Consider the following 19,101-nt stretch of genomic DNA (forward strand, 5'->3'; position numbering starts at 1 on the left):
TTGTAAGTTATTAAATGAAAAATACCATGAAAAAACCTACTATTTTAAAGATTGTCTTATTTGCTTTGATATTCCTTCAAAGTATTGTTTCCCATTCCCAAAAGGATCAAAATTTTAAAAGTTTTGAGCCACGTTACGATAATAAAAACTTGCGTGGTGATATCCTTTTGATTGGAAATAGTATATTAAATAGGGATACCAGAGATCGATGGGGTAACGGTGAAGGCCCAAGTGTTCCCTACGACAAAAAGGGTCAGAATGGGAACTTCACAATGAACTATGTTAATGTTGATGGAGGTCCAGGTATTTTTAATTCAAGTAGTGCAAAATTAGACCTGCCTAATCCGACTTGTTCCAAAATTGTATATGTTGGATTATATTGGAGTGCAGTTACTAGAGGTGCCGACCCAATTGATAAGGTAAAATTTAAAATGCCTGGGGGGAGCTATATAAATATAGAAGGGACAGTTATTTATGATGCTAAAAATAATAAAGTTGGTTCTAGTTTACCTTATGCAAGTTATGCTAATGTAACCGATTATTTTACCAAAGCAACACCACTACCAAATCCAACAGGATCTTATTCAGTCGCTAATGTTTCTACTGCTGAAGGATCTAATAAGGAAAATGGTTTAAACACTGGTTTATCAGCAGGATGGTCACTTTTCTTTGTATATGAAAATGCAACTTTACCAGAAAAAGCAATTACATCATTTGATGGATTTAGTGCTATTGATAAAGATAACAATTTAGATATAAAAGTCTCAGGGTTTACTACAATTCCAGTTGGGCGAGTAAAAGCAAAATTTGCTTTTTCAGCAATAGAAGGGGATGCGGATATTCAAGGGGATTTCTTAGCGATTAATGGAGTGAAATCGATACCTCCAGAAAGACCATTGGAGTTGGGAGATCCTGGCTGGATATGGAATGGTCAAAAATATGTATGGGGTAGAGAAACAAAAGATAATTTCTTTAATAGTTCAGTTACTTCGTTAGGAACAGTTCTTAATAATAGAACGCCTAATAGTGCCAATACATTAGGTTTTGATGCGGGAGTGTATGAAATAGATAACCCACCAACCAAGGAATTTCCAGGGGGGTCGATAATTAAAAACGGAGATACCTCGGCAACAATAAGTCTAGGGAGTAATCAGGATGTTTATTTTTATTATTTTAATGCTTTTGCAGTAGAAATTATTGCTCCAAGAATTGTTCTTCTTAAAAAAGTAATAGGGACAGATGAAAATGGTAAGGATTATGATGCCAGTAACAAGGACATTGGGATAGATAAAGATTTAAGATATGAAATAGGATTTCAAAATAAAGGGAATGACGATGCAGTAAATTTTACGATAACAGATATCCTGCCTAATAATATTATTTTTGATGAGACAAAGGATATTTTACCCTTACCTGCAGGGGTAACAGTTGCTTCATATAATAAGGCTACAAGAACAATAGTATTTAATATAATTCCAGGTTTAGTTAAAGCAAAAGGAGGAATATATACTATAAAATTTAGAGTAAAGACTATTAAAGATTGCGAATCTTTAACAGATGCTTGCTCTAATGCTATTAAGAATACTGCCATTTCAAAGTATAATGGGGTTATAAATTCAGCTAATTTTGGCGAGGGGAGTCTTGCTGCAGAAGAAGGTTGTAATGTTGGTGTACCTACTGCTACTAACTTTCTTATTGGTCTAGATAAATGTAAATTTGAGCAAACATTATTTTTGTGTGGTTCTGTTATACTAAAAGCAGGAGGTGGTTATAAAACCTATGTTTGGACAGATGACAAAGGAGTTGTTTTTGGAGGAAACAATCAAGAAGTTACAGTTACTAAACCAGGTACCTATACAGTGGTTACAAGTGCAACACCACCTTGTTTAGGAATTCAACAAAAATTCATTGTTAAGGATTATAGTGTAGATATTAATGATAATCCAGTTAATTCATATGCTGATAATATTGATCCAGACACTAATTTACCATATATATGTAATAATGATGGAAAGCCATTTCCTAAAATATTTTTATGTGGTAAAACGGCAACTAAATTTATCGATACTAAAATTTCAGGTGCATCAAGTATAGTTTGGCAAGAAACTAAAGACATACCATCATCTGTTTTGAGTGATCGCTGTCCTGATGTTGAGGCTAAAAATTGGACTGAAGTAGGTGTTGGACCAACATATACTGCTAATAAAGCTGGTACATTTAGGCTTGTTGTTACTTATAATAATACTTGTTTTAATATTTATTATTTTAATGTAACGCAAAGTGTCGTAGATCCTACTTTCATTAAGGAAGACATTATATGCGACACAAAAGGAAGTATTACGATTACAAACCCTAAACCAAATGATGGACATGGTTATGAGTATAGTTTAGATGGGAAAGAACCATATCAAGCTTCAAATGTTTTTAATGATGTTGCCGCAGGAAGATATTTAGTTCATATCAGAACAAAATCTGTTGATAATAAATTCGAAAAGTGTATTTATACTGCAGATGTTACCATTTCTAAATTAACTTTTTCAACTAAAGTTGAAACTACAGATCCATACTGTAATGGAAAAACAGGAACTATCAAAGCTACTGCTACAGGTGTAAGAGGATGGTATCAATTTACAGTTAAAGATGCAATAACAGGAGCACTAAAGGGGGATTCAGGGCAAATTGCTGATCCTAAAAACTTTCATCTTTTTGAAGGAATTGCTCCAGGTACTTACAATGTAGAAATTACATCAAAAGACGGTTGTAAGGAAACAGAAAAGGTTACTATAAATGATTTTTCATTAGTCGCTACTGCGACTATTACAAAATCACTTACTTGTGAGGAAGGCGAAATTACTGTAGTAGCAACAGGAGGTAAACCAGTTGCTGGAGTTCCACCATATTATTACTATTATGTTAATGGAGCAAAAATTCCTTTAACTGATCCAGTTATTCGCATAAATAAAGCTGGAGATTATAGTATAGTTGTTATAGATGACAGTGGGTGTAGCGTTACAATTCCGACTATTACAGTTCCAGATATTATAAGACCAACTGCAACTATTGACAAGAAAGATATTAATTGTTATGGAAGTGACACTGGGGAAATCTCAATTACTTTAAATCCGACAAATTCGGCATATACTGTATCATATAGCATTAATGGGCTTGCTGGGCCTTTTAGTACAATTAATCCAATTAAAGGTTTAGCGCCGGGTGATTATGATGTTGTAGTAAAATATACGTACGACAAAGTGGATTGTTTTGATGAATTAAAAAAGATTACAATAGGAGGAGTAGCGTCAGCTTTGACAGCATCTGCAGGAATTGCAGAATTAGCTGGTTGTGGATTACCTGGAAATGAAAAGCAAGGTAAAGTTAGAATTACAAATGCTCAAGGAGGAAAACCTTTTCCAGCACCAAAACCATATTTATATAGTTTTGATGGAGGCAATACTTGGCAAGATTCAAATGAAGCCTATATTAATCCGAGTACAACACCATATACTTTTTATATAAAAGATGCAGCGGATTGTATTTTCCCGATGGAAGGAATTATTCTGGAGAAAAAGCCGGATGATCCGACGATTGAGGTTTCAACACCAACTTTTAATTGTGACGGAAGTGCATCTACAACAGTTACAGTTACCAATACGGGTGGTGCTAATTATGAATATGAATATTTACTTAATGGAGTAGTAAATACAAATAATCCACCAAATATTTTTTTAAATGTACCACCATCAGATAAACGTCCAGGAGGGTTTCATGAAATATCTGTAAGATATAGACTAATTTCAGTACCAACATTTAGTAGTTTGTTAAAAGAGGATTTTGGTACAAACGCAAATATAAATTCTCCAGACACGCAATCTCCAGGGATTAATCCTGCTTTTTGTTGGGAGAGACAAGTTGAAGCAACAAAATGTAACGGAAATAAGTTATTTGCAAATGGAGAATATACAGTTACGAACTCTCTAAAAAATAACCCATATGATGGATGGCATAACCCTGTTGACCATACAAAAGGAAGTCCTTTAGGTAAATATTTAGCGGTTGATGCCGGAAAAGTTATTCCTAATAATGCTGTTCTTTATAGAAAAACGATTAAAGATATAATAAAAAATCAACCGATACAGGTTAGATTTTTTGCAACAAATTTATTAAAAATAGGAAACAATCAACCTGACGCATCTCTTACAGTAGAACTACAAAATAGTGCAGGTGCTTCGTTATCGTCACAATCAACAGGTAAAATTCCAAAAACAAATGGTTGGGTAGAGTATAATAGAACAATTAATCCAGGAGATAATACCACTTTGGATTTTGTGTTGCGACTTGAAGTTTCTCAAGAGAATGGGATTGATTTTGCTGTTGATGACATTGAAGTTTATCAATTGCCAAAATCATGTTTAACAACTAAAAATTTTAAAGTAGTTGTTGATCCTAATAAAATATTTACAGCTGAGGTTAAAAATATTATTGATACAAAATGTAACGGAAGTAAAGATGGAAGTTTAACCATAATTGCATCTAATTTTGATACTACCAATGGATTTGAATATTCTATAGATAAAGGAATTAATTGGATTAATTCTAAAACACAAGAGACTATTGTTTCTGGACTAAGTGAAGGTGCTCAAGATATTAGAGTGCGTTACAGTAAGGATGTAACGGGATGTAATTTTAATTTTACTCCTACTATAGGTTCACCTGCAGTGTTTGTAGTTGATGCTACAGCTACAGTTGCTACATGTTCTGAAGGTGCTACAGTAACTGCAAGCGCAAAAGGAGGTACACCTGGATATATATTTACACTTACCGATAAAGCTACACCTCCTAATGTAACTACTTTCCTTAGTAATGGGATATTATTTAAAGTTGCGCCTGGTACATATACAGTTTCGGGTGTAGATGCTAATGGCTGTTCGGATAATAAAGACACCGATTTAATTATTGCTGCTCCGGTGGCTCCAGTAGCTACTATCAAACAAAACACAGGTTTATGTTTTGATGCAACTAAAGCAACGCTAACAGTTGATATTAAAGACGGTGTGGCTCCTTATTTTTACCAAGTTAAATATGGTACAGGAAATTATGGAGATAAAATTCCTGTTCCAGCACCTGCTACATCATTTACTTATGATGCGACAGCAACAGGAGATTACACATTTTTAATTACGGATAGTTTTGGATGTACAGCTACAGCAGTGAGTCAAAAAATTAATGCACTACTTACAGCAGATGCGCTTACAACAAGCTCATTAACATGTATCGATCCTAAAGAAGCAGTAATAGAAGTAACAATTAAAGGAGGAACAACTCCATTTAGTTATATTGTTAAAAATAGCGCAGGCAACCAAGTTGCTAGTGTAGGACCTATTGCAGGTCCAAAATTCACCTATAATACTAAAATTGCAGGTAAATATACTTTTGAGATTACCGATAAAAATAAATGTACAACAACAGCAGAGGGTAATGTAGCCGCAATTACTGATCCAGTAGTTACGGCAACACCAACAAACCCAAAATGTAATGGGGAGAGTAATGGTTCGGTAACATTGTTAGGTTCGTTGGGATCTGGAGGATATAAGTATCGTTTTGATTCAACTGTATTCACTGATAAAACTATTTATACAGGTTTAAAAGCAGGAGTTAAATATTCATATCAGATTATGGATAGTAAAGGCTGTATTTCTATAGAGCAATTCATCACCTTATCTGAACCATTAGTAATAACACCTTCAGCTTCTATAACAAAACCATACACTTGTATTAGTGGTGCTACAATTACTGCTTCTGCAACAGGTGGTAATGGTACTACATATACTTACGAATTGAAGATTACCAAAGGTGGTGTTACTACTACAATAGCAACAAATGCTACAGGTATATTTAAAGATTTAACAGTAGCTGGAGATTATTCAGTTACAATTACGGATAGTAAAGGATGTAATGTAACCAAAGCGGCAGGAACTATCGTAAAATTAGATCCACCTACAGGAATGACTCTTACTCCTTCAGCATTGGAATGTCCATCTAATGAAGTAGATGTTACGATTAGTGCCGTAATTGGAGGAACAGGAACAAAATCATACGCAATTACTGCTCCGGCAGATGCAAAATCAAATGTAACAGGAGCTATATCGGGTATTTTTTTAGGGTTAGCCCCAGATATTACCTATACTTTTCAAGTAAAAGATGCTAATAATTGTACATTCGAAAAATCAATAACTATTGATCCGTTGCCTGAAATTTTCATTTCAAGTAAAGTAGATACTGAGATACAATGTTTTGGAGATAGCAAAGGTTCCGCAATATTTACTGTTTCTGGTTTTGGAAATAACAAACCATATTCTTATAAAATTGGTACGATAACAGGAACAGGAACAACTCCAAATTCAGGTTCTTCTTTTGAAATTAAGGTACCGGGATTAGGTGCGGGAACGCATACTATTACAGTTAAGAATACAACTACTAAGTGTGAAAAATCGGCAGATGTTACTATTGCTGGTCCTACAGCAGTTTTAGAAATTGACCCAGCAGTTACTACCGGAGTTACTTGTTTAAGTAAAGGAACCGCAGTAATCAATGTTAAGGGAGGTTGGGGAAGCTATGTTTATACAGTTACTCAAACCTTACCAGTTGCTGGTTTACCAATAATACAAACAGATAAAACCTTTATAAACTTAGTTGCTGGTACTTATTCGGTATTAGTAAACGATTTAAAAGGATGTCAAGTTAGTCAAACTATTGTAATAGATGGTATAGTACCAATCGATGCCGAAATTGATCTGGTAGACTCAGATTTTTGCTATGGTGCTGCAGGAGCTACTATTAAAGTTACTCCAAATACAAAACTAAATTATGTATACAGTATTAACGGAAGTACAACTACTCAAGATAATGGAATATTTACAGGATTAATTCCAGGAACATATACAATTGTTGTTAAAGATATTGTTACAGGATGTTTTAAAAATTTAACAGCTACTACTATCGCGTCTCCAATAACAGCTACTATTGGATTGGATAAAGAGCTAGATTGTGATCCTACAAATCCTAATGCAATTATTAAAGTTAACATAGAAAAAGGATACCCGAATTATAAATATAGAGTTAACAATACAGGAGCTCCTTTTAATGGTGGCTACACGGATGTTGGAGCAGGTTTAAGTTCTTTTACCCATCCAACCAATACAGGATCGGTCGCAGCGACTTATTATTTTGAAATTACTGATAGCAAAGGGTGTATAACAGTGGTTAAACAAGATATTGTTGCCAAAGTGTTGCCAAAAGCAGAAGCTACCCCAAGTAATCCTTCTTGTTTTGGAAGTTCTACAGGATCTGTAGTTGTTAAAGGTACTTTAGGAGTAGGACCATATACTTATTATGTTTCTAATGATGATATTACTTTTACTTTAATGACTTCTAATGTATATGCTAATGCAGGAGCAGGAACATACTATTTTAAAGTTATTGACACTAAAAAATGTGAGTCAGCAAGCATAAAAGTAACCTTAGTTGATCCACCACTATTGGTTGTATCAGCTGTGGCTACTAATTTAACGTGTGGTGCGAATAATATTTCGAAATCAGCACTTATTACAGTTACTGCAAGTGGAGGAACTCCTATGACAGGTACCGATAAATATTGGTACAGTTATGATGGAGGAACTACTTATATTAAGAGCAATACTTTCCCAGTTAGTACAGCACAGAATGTAAGTATTAAGGTAAAAGACGATAATGGTTGTACGATCGAAACATCGGTATTAATTAAGCCTTTAACTCCGCCTTCGCCTTTGTCTTTTGTACAAAAAAGGCCTATTACATGTAAAACTAATGAAAATGTTAGTGATCTGGAAGTTTCTTTTACAGATGGTTTGGCACCATTTAAATATGAAATTACTGCGCCTACATCAGTTGCAGTATCAGTACCAGGTATACTTACCAATACATTTACATTCACTAATTTAGCTCCAGGTACATATCACTTTAGAGTAACGGATGTTAATGGGTGTACTATTATAGGAAGTCACGAGATTTTAGATGTGGCTCCAATACAAGTAACTGGAAAAGTAAAAACGGCTGTATCTTGTAATACTGTCCTTGATGGTAAAATTGAATTTACGGTTTCAGGTAATAAAGGATTAGATTATGATTATGTATTGGTAGGTAGTGCTTCTGGAACAATTGCCGGTGGAGTTAAAACAGGAGATGTTATTGTCTATTCTGGATTAAAAGGAGGAGAAAAATACACATTAACGGTTACCAATAAAGATACAGGTTGTAAGGCATCGTTTGGTGTTGTATTAGATGAACCAACTACGATAACCTTTGTAGATGTAACAGCTACTAAAGTGTTTTGTTCAAAAGTAGAAACTACAATTACTGTAGAGGCTACCGGAGGTACAGCACCTTTAACGTATGCTGTAGTTAAAAAAGGAATTACACCAACGTTAGGATCTTATACTACAAATACTGTTTTTACTAAAGACACCAGTGTAGATGGCTTATTTTATGATGTTTATGTAGTGGATAAAAATGGTTGTCCATCAATGAAGTCTATTCAAGTAGTTAGAGATACTGCTCCAACGATTGATCCAATTACGACTCCATTATGTTATTCAGGAACTGCTATTACAGTGACTATTACAGGAACTGTTTATGACACAGATCCAGCAGCTATTAAGTTGTATGGAATTGATGGCGTATATAATACCAATCCAATAAAAACAATTCCAGGGCATGGGACTTATGTATTAAGTATTAAAGATGCTAATGGTTGTGAAGCAAAAATGACTGTGATTGTTGGTAAGCAATTAGCAATTAGTGCAAGTTTAGATAAAGACATCACTTGCGCAGTTATGCCACCTTTTACTACTACTGATGCTCTAATAAATGTTACTGCTGATGGTGGTAACGGAACTTATACTTATTCATATTCAAATGATAATAAATTAAACTGGACTGATTTTACAGGTACTGTTTTTCAAACGGCTACAACAGGAGATTATTATTTTAGAATTACTTCTAATGGTTGTTCTGTAGAAACGAAAGTTCCTGTGAAGGTAACACCTACAGTTAATCCGTCTATTACTAATCTTGTAGCAACAGAAGTTAAATGTGTTGGTGATGAGCAATCTGTTCTTACAATAACATATGATAAAACATTAGGTCTAGCGCCTTATACTTTTAATGTTAAAAATAATACGACAGGAAAAGATTACCTTGAATTAACTACTGGTTTGGCAGCGGGTGATTATACTATCACAATAACTGACGCTAGAGGATGTACAGATAAAAAGGATATAAATATAGCCGCACCAAAACCAATAGTGATTAAATATCATACAGTTAATATTACTTGTGTAGACGATGGTTTAGGAAATGCCAACAGTGTTACCTCTATGGGGTCGATTATAATTGATAAAATTACTGATGGTATTAGTACCGTTGGTGGAAGTGGTGGAAAAGGGCCATATAATTATTTTGTAACCGGAGCAAATGGTTATAATGAAAAAGAATTAAATAATGACGGTACCACTTCGGTAAAATTTAACATTGTTGATTTTGGGTTGTACGAAATACGTGTTGTAGATGCTAATGGTTGTTCACAAGAGGTACCAAATGTATTGGTAGCTTCTATAGTTACCGACTTGGACATTGATATTAAAACTACTGCAAGTTGTGATCCAGCAATAGGAGGTACTGCAGTGGTGAAAGTTGGTTCTACTTTATCTGGTGTTGGACCTTACCATTTTGCTATTTATACAGGGCCAGGAATGAAGTATCCAACTGTTGGCGATTGGCAAGATGAAACGATGCCTAAAGGAACTACTTTTACGAAGTTAGTACCTGGAGTTACTTATACTTTTGTTATTTATGATGAAGGATCAAAATGTTATTATTATCAAACAGCAGATAAGCCGATTCCAACAAATTCTACGCTAAAAATTACAACACCAGAAATTCAAAATATTTCTTGTAAAGGTAATGCTGATGGTAAAGTTTCTTTCGTTATATCTACTACATACGGTGTTGCCATTCCGGTTAAATACCAAATATTTAATGCGCAATCGCTAGTAGCAATTGGGCCAGAGGTGAGTGCGACTGTACCTGCAACAGCTCCTTTTTTAACAGTAACTTCTTTTGGAGCATTGCCTTTTGGTAATTACTTTATTTTGGTAAAAGAGGATGTAGGAGCACCTAACGCAGGGTGTAGTATTGCATCGTTACCATTTGATATTGTAGAATCTGGTTTCGCTTTAGAATTAACAGCATCAGTTACAAAAAATTCAAATACTTGTGTTACAAAAGCGGGAATAATTACCGCTATTGCCAAATTTGGTACGGCAAATGCAACAACCCCTTATTTGTATCAGATTTTCCCGGATACTGGCGATGTTGGTGTTCTGGATGGTACGGATCAAAAGTTACTTTTCCCTTATGATGCTAGTCATATTGCATTTTCTGCAACATTTGATTTGGCATCACATAAATCGAACGTATTCCATAAGGATGCAGGTAATTACATTGTTTATGTAAAAGATGCATATGGTTGTATTAAGGAAGCATTTGTTACCTTAAAAGATGATGCAGCACCTAAAATTACTGCACCAACAGCAATTTGTTTTGATGATTTACCAACAACTGTAACGGTAAGTGGTACAGTATTTACAGGTTCATCTATTACATATAGTATTGGAAAAGGACTTCCGACTGTAGCTGTTGCAGGTGCTTATCAAACTACTCCAGATTTCCAAATAGGAACTCCAGGGGAGTATACTTTCTTTGTAAAAGATGATAACAAATGTGTTGCAAAAGTAGGTTTTACGGTTAATGATCAAATTCTAACAGATTTACAAGTAACAGAAGAACTTAGTTGTAATGGGAATCCAAATGCTACAATCCACGGAATTGTTTCTGGTGGATTAGGAGCTGCATATACATACAAAGTTAAATTTGATACTGGAATTTTTGGAGCCATTATACCAATTGTGGGTACTACTTTTGATTATTCAGCAGCTGATCCAGGTGTTTATACTTTCTTGATAACTGATGGGAATTGTGAAATTACCAAAGAAATTACTGTAAATGACAAAGTACCAACAGTATTCAAAACTACTGTTGTTGATGTACAATGTAACTCTGGTAATTCAGGAAGTATTATAGTTAATGTTACTTCAGGTAGTGGTAAATTTCAATATAAATTAGATGGTCCGATTTCACGTCCGTACCAAGATTCAAACATATTTGACTTATTAAGAGCTGGTACAAACTACATTGTTACCGTTAAAGATATAAAATCATGTGAGACTGTTAGTACTGCAATTATTGTAAAAGAACCTGTGCCATTAGTGGTAGTGGCACCTATTATCGTGCCATTGAAATGTGGTGTAGGAAACGTTGCGCAATCTGCTACAGTTACTTTAGGTGCTTCTGGAGGAAGCGCACCATATCAATATAGTTTTAATAATGGTGACTTTGGGACTGAAACAGTTTATACGGTTGATGATACTGGTCTTACACAAACAATTCCATATAGTATTATGGATAAATATGGTTGTTCAGTTTCAAGTACTGTAACTATCGACAAATTGATTACTCCATCAGCATTTGTTCTTGCTCAATTAGCACCAATTACATGTGATGCTCCAAGAACTACAATTACAATTTCTAATGTAACAGGACGACCAGGAGCTAACTATAGTTATGCTACTATTGCACCATCTCCGGTATTAGTTACTAATCTTACTGGTTCATTCCCTAATTTATTACCAGGGGATTATGTATTTGAGGTTACAGATATTGATTATGGATGTACTTACCAAGAAGAATATACTATAAAAGAAGTTGTTAAAATTGAAGCTACAGTAGAGTCTACAGTAGATATCTCTTGTTTAGGAACGCCAGATGGTAAAGCAACTTTATTAGTTTCAGGATTTGGTACAGGTGTAACTTATACATATATTGTTAATGGAGGAATCCCTGAAACAACTACGGATGCTGAAATTAATTTAGCTAATTTGGCTGCTGGACATTATACAGTAGAATTTAAAGATAATGGTACAGGATGTGTTACAACAGCTGATTTTGATATAGACGCACCAGCACTTGCATTAAAAAGCGCGAATGTTGTTACACCACTTGGCTGTACTACTACAGGAGCTGTTAAAATGACGGCTGAAGAAGGTTGGGGTAGCTATAAATATACGCTAACGTCGCCAGCAGGAATTATTACAACAAATAATGACGGTATTTTCGAAGGTCTTACAGAAGTGGGGCAATATACCACTAGCGTAAAAGATGCTAAAGGATGTTCTATAGACGATTCATTTAGATTAACAGATCCGGTTAAGCCAGTAGCTACTATCGAGATTTCTTCAGATTATTGTTATGTTGGAACAAATTCAACCACATTGGTTGTAAAGGCAACTTCTACCGCACCACATGCTGTAACACCATATACATATAGCATTAATAATGGACAAACTTGGCAAATTTCGGATACTTTCTCTGATTTAGCGCCAGGTGATTATAATGCAATGGTTAAGGATGCATTTGGTTGTATTTCGGTTGCAAGCGCAACAACAATCAAAGAACAGCTTTTTGCTACTGCTCTTAATATTAAAGAACTTTCTTGTCTGGTTGGTGATACCAATGGAACAATACGTGTAACGCCAACAGGAGGTTATGCGCCATATACCTATAAGGTTAAGATTAATACAGGAACTTATTTATCAATAGCGACTACCACTGCCACTTATACTGATTATCCAGTATTGGCTTCAGGAAATTACCAATTCTTGGTTACGGATGCTAGAGGTTGTGAGTATGAGACTGGCGTAGTAAATATGAAGGCACCTACACCGGTAGATTTTATTTTAACACCAAAAGCGCCTAATTGTCTTGTAACTCCAGGAAATATTAGTAATGGAACGATTACTGTAACTATGGCCGCAAGTAATGATAATCCGCCTTATACCTATGTGTTGGAGCGAGTGCCTTCAGTTGCAGGGACGGAAATTACTCAGGATACAGGTCTATTCACTGGTTTACCAGTTGGTAAATACACAGTTACTGTTACTTCAGGTAGAGGATGTCCAGTTATGAAAACTACAGAAATTCTTGCTCCAGCTGCAGTAAACGCGTTTGCAGTACAATCTGCATTTGTTTGTACTACAGGAAACAATCCTAAGACTACCGAAGTGACTGTTACAGGTACAGGTGGAACAGGTACAGGATTTAAATTCAGTGAAGACAATGTAGAATATTTTGATTCAAATGTATTCTATGTTGTTGCAGATGTTGCAAAAACGTTAAAATACTATGTAAAAGATAGTAATGGATGTGTTGCTTTCCATGAGATTACAATTCCTGCTTTCCCAAGTTTAATTGCAGCGGATGTAATATTTGGTGATCTAATGGATTGTGTAAACAATAAGCAAGTAATGAATGTTGCTATTACCGGAGGGACAAACACACCAGAAAAATTTACTTATCAAGTATATAAAAATGGTTTGCCTTATGGTCCATTAGAGACTGTTGATGTTAGAGACTTTGTCTTTAATGCACCAGATGCAGATAGTAATTATCAATTCGAAATTTTCGATAACAATACGACTTGTAGTATAAAATCTCAAATACAAATAGTTCCGAAATTCAACACTATTAAGGTCATTGCAAACGCATCAGCTCCAGCTCTATGTTTTGGAGATGCTAATGGAACTATTACTATTGATGTAACTGGATATGTTGGAAACTATAGTTATGAAGTTTTTGATGGACTTGTGTCAAAAGCTACAGGAGCAGCCAATACAGCTACTGGTTCAGTTATAATAACGGGCTTAGCTGCAGGAAATAATTATACAGTTGTAGTTAAAGCAACGGATTATCCTTTATGTTCAACAACATCAAATGTGGTTGAAATAACGCAACCAGATGAAAAATTAACCATAGAAACGATTACAAATGTGCCTAAAAATTGTAATACTACAGGTGCTGTAGTTACGGTTACTTCTGTTAAAGGAGGTACACCAGACTATAAGTATGCATTTGTTGAAGATGGATTATCTCCAGCAGGAAAGTATACCGATGTCAATACGGCTACACTTAATCCAGCAGTTAATACTAAGTGGGATGTTTGGGTTATCGATAAAAATGGTTGCCCTATTAAAGAAAGCATAGTAATTGGTACAGACCCAGTTCCATTTGATATTGAGGCTACAGTTGCAACTCAGTGTTTCGATCTTTTGACAAATGAAGAATATATTATTGATGTTATTGCTAAGGGAGTTGGACCTTTTGAGTATAGTTTAGATGGTATTAATTTCCAAGCAAGTCCATTAATTGTAAAAACTCCAGGAATGCATGATGTATATGCAAAAGATGCCAATGGTTGTATTGTTAAAGCAACAACAGGATTTACAATTTTAGATCCATTAGGATTGTCGGCAGAAATTACGACTTACCCGACTTGTAATGATGATAAAGGAGTGATAACTCTAACAGGATCTGGAGGTACAATTAGTACACCATCGAGTTATCAATATACTATTGGTACTGTAGGAGGAACTTTTGGTACATCTAATGTATTTGGAGGTCTTTCTCCAGGAACACATACATTTTGGATTAAAGATATGATTACTGGCTGTTTTACAAGTATTACAAAAGAAATACCTACAGCAACAGCTGTTACTGATATTACTTTAACACCAACTCATATTTCTTGTAATGGAGGAACAGATGGAAGTATTACAGTCACTTTAGCGACTAGTAATAATAACCCTGACTATAAATATAGTTTAGTGGGAGCTAAAGGTCTTATAAGAGGAGTTCAAGCGAGTCCTTTATTTAAAGATTTACCTGCAGATAGCTATACAGTAACTGTTATTTCAGGTAGAGGTTGTGAAGGTCTTGCAACAATAGTAGTTAAAGAACCAAATCCTATTAGTATTACTTCGGTTGCTGTAACTGATTTTGCTTGTACGGCAAATACGAATGCGTCTAATCTTGCTACAATAGTGGTAACTGCAACGGGTGGTACACTAGATAATGATGGTAATTACAAATATGTATTTATTAAAAAAGGGGCTACACCTGCAGACGATAAAATTGTTCAATCAAAAACAGACAATAGCTACACAGAGTATGGTTTAACAGGTGGTGATTACTCTATAATTGTTTCTGATAAAAACAACTGTTCAGTTAGTACTACAGCAGTGATTAAACCATTCATGAGTATCGATGATATTGTTATTACGGTGGTTGATGTAATTACATGTACTAATAACGGTCAGAATATTAAAGTTGTTCCAACTACAACAGGAATTGGAGCATTACCAGCTTTTGTGTATTCTATCACTGATGTGAACGGCAATGTGACTACAGATCCAACAGGAGCAGGAGTGTTTAATAACTTACCAGTAGGGGAATATATTATTACGGTATTTAATCCTGATACAAAATGTAGTTTACAAAGACCTCATAGAGTGTATGAGCCAAATACGTTCGAGTTAGTAGCTAGTAATGTTAATAGCATTACATGTTATGGTGCAGCAAATGGAAAAATCACTTTCACTTTAGTAGATTCTAAAGGAACTCCTTCTGTTCTTCTTAATGGATTTGATTATGTAATTACTAGCCCAGTACTTTTAACTCCTTTAAAAGCTACTAGTCCAAATTTAGGACCGCTCACGATTGATAATTTAAAAGCAGGATTATATAAAATTTCAGCGACATTAAAAGATTCACCTTTCTGTACTGTAGATGCTGAGTTTACTATTGCAGGACCAATTTCAGCATTGAAACTTTATGTGCAACATACAGCTATTACATGTGCTGCAAATAATAATGGATTAATAGAAGCTTCAGCTTCAGGTGGATGGCCAGGAGGATACGAATACCAATTGGAGTTAAAATCTGCTCCTGGGGTAGCAGTAGGACCTTGGTCATGGTCTGCGAATTCAATTTTCAGAGATTTAACAGCTGGAGATTATGTTGTAAAAGTTAGAGATACTGGTAAATGTGAGGTTTCTGATGATATGCCTTTAGTAATTCCAACTCCAATTACAGCGACAATTACAGCTGATAAACTAGAATTAACTTGTTTTGGTGATAATGGTGCAACTATTACAGTAAATTCAGTTTCAGGAGGTTCAGGTAAATATTTATATACTTTAGAAGCTACATATCCTGACGGAGTAGTAACTAATAATGGACCACAAGAATCTAATGTGTTTACAAATCTGAAATCAGGAAGTTACAAGGTTATTGTTTCAGATGATTGGAAATGTACTGGTGAATCTAATATTATTGAGATTAAAGATCCTATAAAAGTAGAAGCTTCTGTTGATATTAAAACTATCGAGGGTTGTGATAGATTCCCTGTGGTTACACTTAGTGCAACGGGAGGAACAGGACCTTATAAATATGGTATAGATGGAATTAATTTCTCTACTACTACTTTTGGCACTTCGATAGATATTACTTTACCAGCTACAGCAGTAGTTACTAGGTATGAATATTATGTACAAGATGCTTTAGGTTGTATTAGTGATGTTACTACAGTTAGCTTTTCACCAGTTCCAAAATTAGTTTTCACTAATGTGGATGTTTATGATATTCATTGTAAAGGATCTAGTTCAGGTAGTATATATGTAACAGCAGTAGGTGGATTAGGAAACTATGTTTATACCTTGTTAGATTCAGGTAAAAATATTGTTACTGCAAGACAAGACAAGCCAGGTCAATTTGATGACCTTGCCGCAGGAGATTATTTTGTACAAGTGAATAGTGATGATTGTGAAAATATTTCGTTACCAGTTACAATTATAGAACCTACTACTAGTGTAGATGCTAAAGCAGTTCCTACAGATTTAACTTGTAATAGTTCAGGTAACGGAAAAATTACAGTTATAGCAGAAGGAGGTACAGGAGTGCTGAGATATGCTATTTCACCAGACTTTAGACAATTCTTCGAATCTAATGTTTTTGATAATTTAGATCCAGGATTATATACAATCATCGTTCAAGATGAAAACGGATGTGAAGTTGTTATTGAAAATGTTGAAGTTAAAGAACCACCTATCTTAGATGTTAGTTTAGTGCCAGGTAGTATATTACCAGAATATTGTGAAGGTGATAAAGATGGAGCTTTTAAAGTAAAAATCACTGGAGGTACTGCTCCATACAGAGTAATTCTAGATAACAGAGATGGAACTTATGAGCAAATTTTAGCAGATGAGCATACATTTATAGAATTAGTGGGAGGTACACATATTGTTTACATTAAGGATGCTAATGATTGTAGTGCAGAGGTTGAAATTCTAACACCAGATGCGGTTAAACTTGATCCTATAGCTAAGATTAATACGGATTGTGTGGATAATTTTGGAGCCAACTTTGTAACAATTACGGTTGATGAATCAAATACTAATCCTTTGGATATGAAATATGCATTAGATGGTAATACTATTTATCAAGATAGTAACATATTTGTAAATGTTGCTCCTGGTAGTCATACCGTTACTGTATTACATTCTAATGGTTGTGAAAAGACAACATTACCATTTACTATTGATGTGGTTCAACCGTTAACATTAACTTTAGCAGATGGTGGATTAAATGAAATTGTTGCAACAGCTACAGGTGGTGGTGGAGAATACCAATACACATTAGACGGAGAGCCTTATGGATCAGTTAATAAATTCATTATTTACAAATCAGGAACATATACAGTTACTGTAACAGATAAAAATGGATGTACAGCTACAGCAACAAGATATTTTGAATACATCGATGTTTGTATTCCAAATCACTTTACTCCAAATGGAGATGGCATAAACGATACTTGGGCACCAGGATGTACAGTGAATTACAAAGATTTAACATTCGATATCTTTGATAGATACGGACGTGTAATCTGCAAGTACAGATTGGGGCAAAAATGGGATGGAAGATACAATGGTAACGAATTACCATCAGGTGATTACTGGTACGTATTGAAACTCAATGACAAAAAAGATGACAGAGAGTTTGTTGGACATTTCACTCTTTACAGATAACAAATAACAAAGTAATTATGTTATCTAAAATTAAAAATACAATGAAAAAAATTATCATATCATTTCTACTTATGGCTGTAACATCAGGTTACAGCCAGGAGTTAAATTTGCCAGTTTTTACGCAGTACCTAGCCGATAACCCATTTGTAGTCTCTTCAACATTTGCAGGTATTGGTGATAACTTAAGAATACGTGCCAATGGTTTAACACAATGGGTAGGTATTAAGGATGCGCCAGACAATCAATCGCTTTATGCTGATTTCAGAATTTTGGATCGTTCAGGAGTGGGAATCTCACTTTATAACGATAAGAATGGTTATACAAGACAAACAGGAGCCAAAATATCATTTGCGCACCACTTAATTCTTGATTATTATTCAAAACAATACCTGTCATTTGGTATTTCGTATAACATCAATAATTTTAAAATTAATATAAACGAGTTCAATCCAACGTACGAGAATCCACTACCGGATCCGAGTATTACCGATAATCGATTCGTTTCTAATAATAATTTTGATGTAGGAGTGTTATACCGTAATAAGGCATTTTATTTAAGTTTAAATGCAAGTAATATTCTAAACAAGGAAATAGATAGATTTGACGGAATAGAGCCTAATTTGCTTCGTAATTATCAAATATATTCAGGTTATGTTTTTAGAGGAGCCGAGAATAATCGTATCGAGTTCGAACCATCAGTTTATTACCAATTATTTGCTGGAGATAAACGTTCAAGTACCGATTTCAACTTTAAATTCAGACAATACAACCGTTACGAAGATTATTATTGGTTAGGAGTTTCTTATCGATTCTTGAACGATCAGTTTTTTCAGCCATTAATGGTTGGTCCAATGGCAGGTTTCAAGAAATCAAATTTTTATTTTGGATATTCATACCAAGCTTCGCTTAACCGTATTGGAGCCTATAATTCAGGAACACATGTGGTAACCATAGGATTTGATTTCCTTCAGGCAATTAGTAATTGCCCATGTACCCAAAATCCAGTTCATGATTGATAATTAATTTCGCTATT

2 protein-coding genes are annotated in these 19,101 nt (G+C 34.7%); both read left to right on the top strand.

Translation table 11 applies throughout. The annotated features are described in order from the left end of the window. Positions 1-26: 26 nt before the first annotated feature. Positions 27-18,068 carry a T9SS type B sorting domain-containing protein gene (locus LPB87_RS07375; protein WP_230605483.1) on the top strand — a complete coding sequence of 6,014 codons (18,042 nt, stop codon included), beginning with the start codon at positions 27-29 and terminating at the stop codon, positions 18,066-18,068. A gap of 41 nt (positions 18,069-18,109) precedes the next feature. Beyond that, on the top strand, positions 18,110-19,084 hold the full coding sequence (locus LPB87_RS07380; RefSeq protein ID WP_230605484.1) for a type IX secretion system membrane protein PorP/SprF: 975 nt from the start codon (positions 18,110-18,112) through the stop codon (positions 19,082-19,084). Positions 19,085-19,101: the final 17 nt, after the last annotated feature.

The organism is Flavobacterium sp. EDS (genome assembly GCF_020991525.1).
GTDB lineage: Bacteria > Bacteroidota > Bacteroidia > Flavobacteriales > Flavobacteriaceae > Flavobacterium.

Bases quoted from the DNA above. Each gene is read 5' to 3' on its own strand.
- LPB87_RS07375 (WP_230605483.1), top strand. From the start codon at position 27: ATGAAAAAACCTACTATTTTAAAGATTGTCTTATTTGCTTTGATATTC.
- LPB87_RS07380 (WP_230605484.1), top strand. From the start codon at position 18,110: ATGAAAAAAATTATCATATCATTTCTACTTATGGCTGTAACATCAGGT.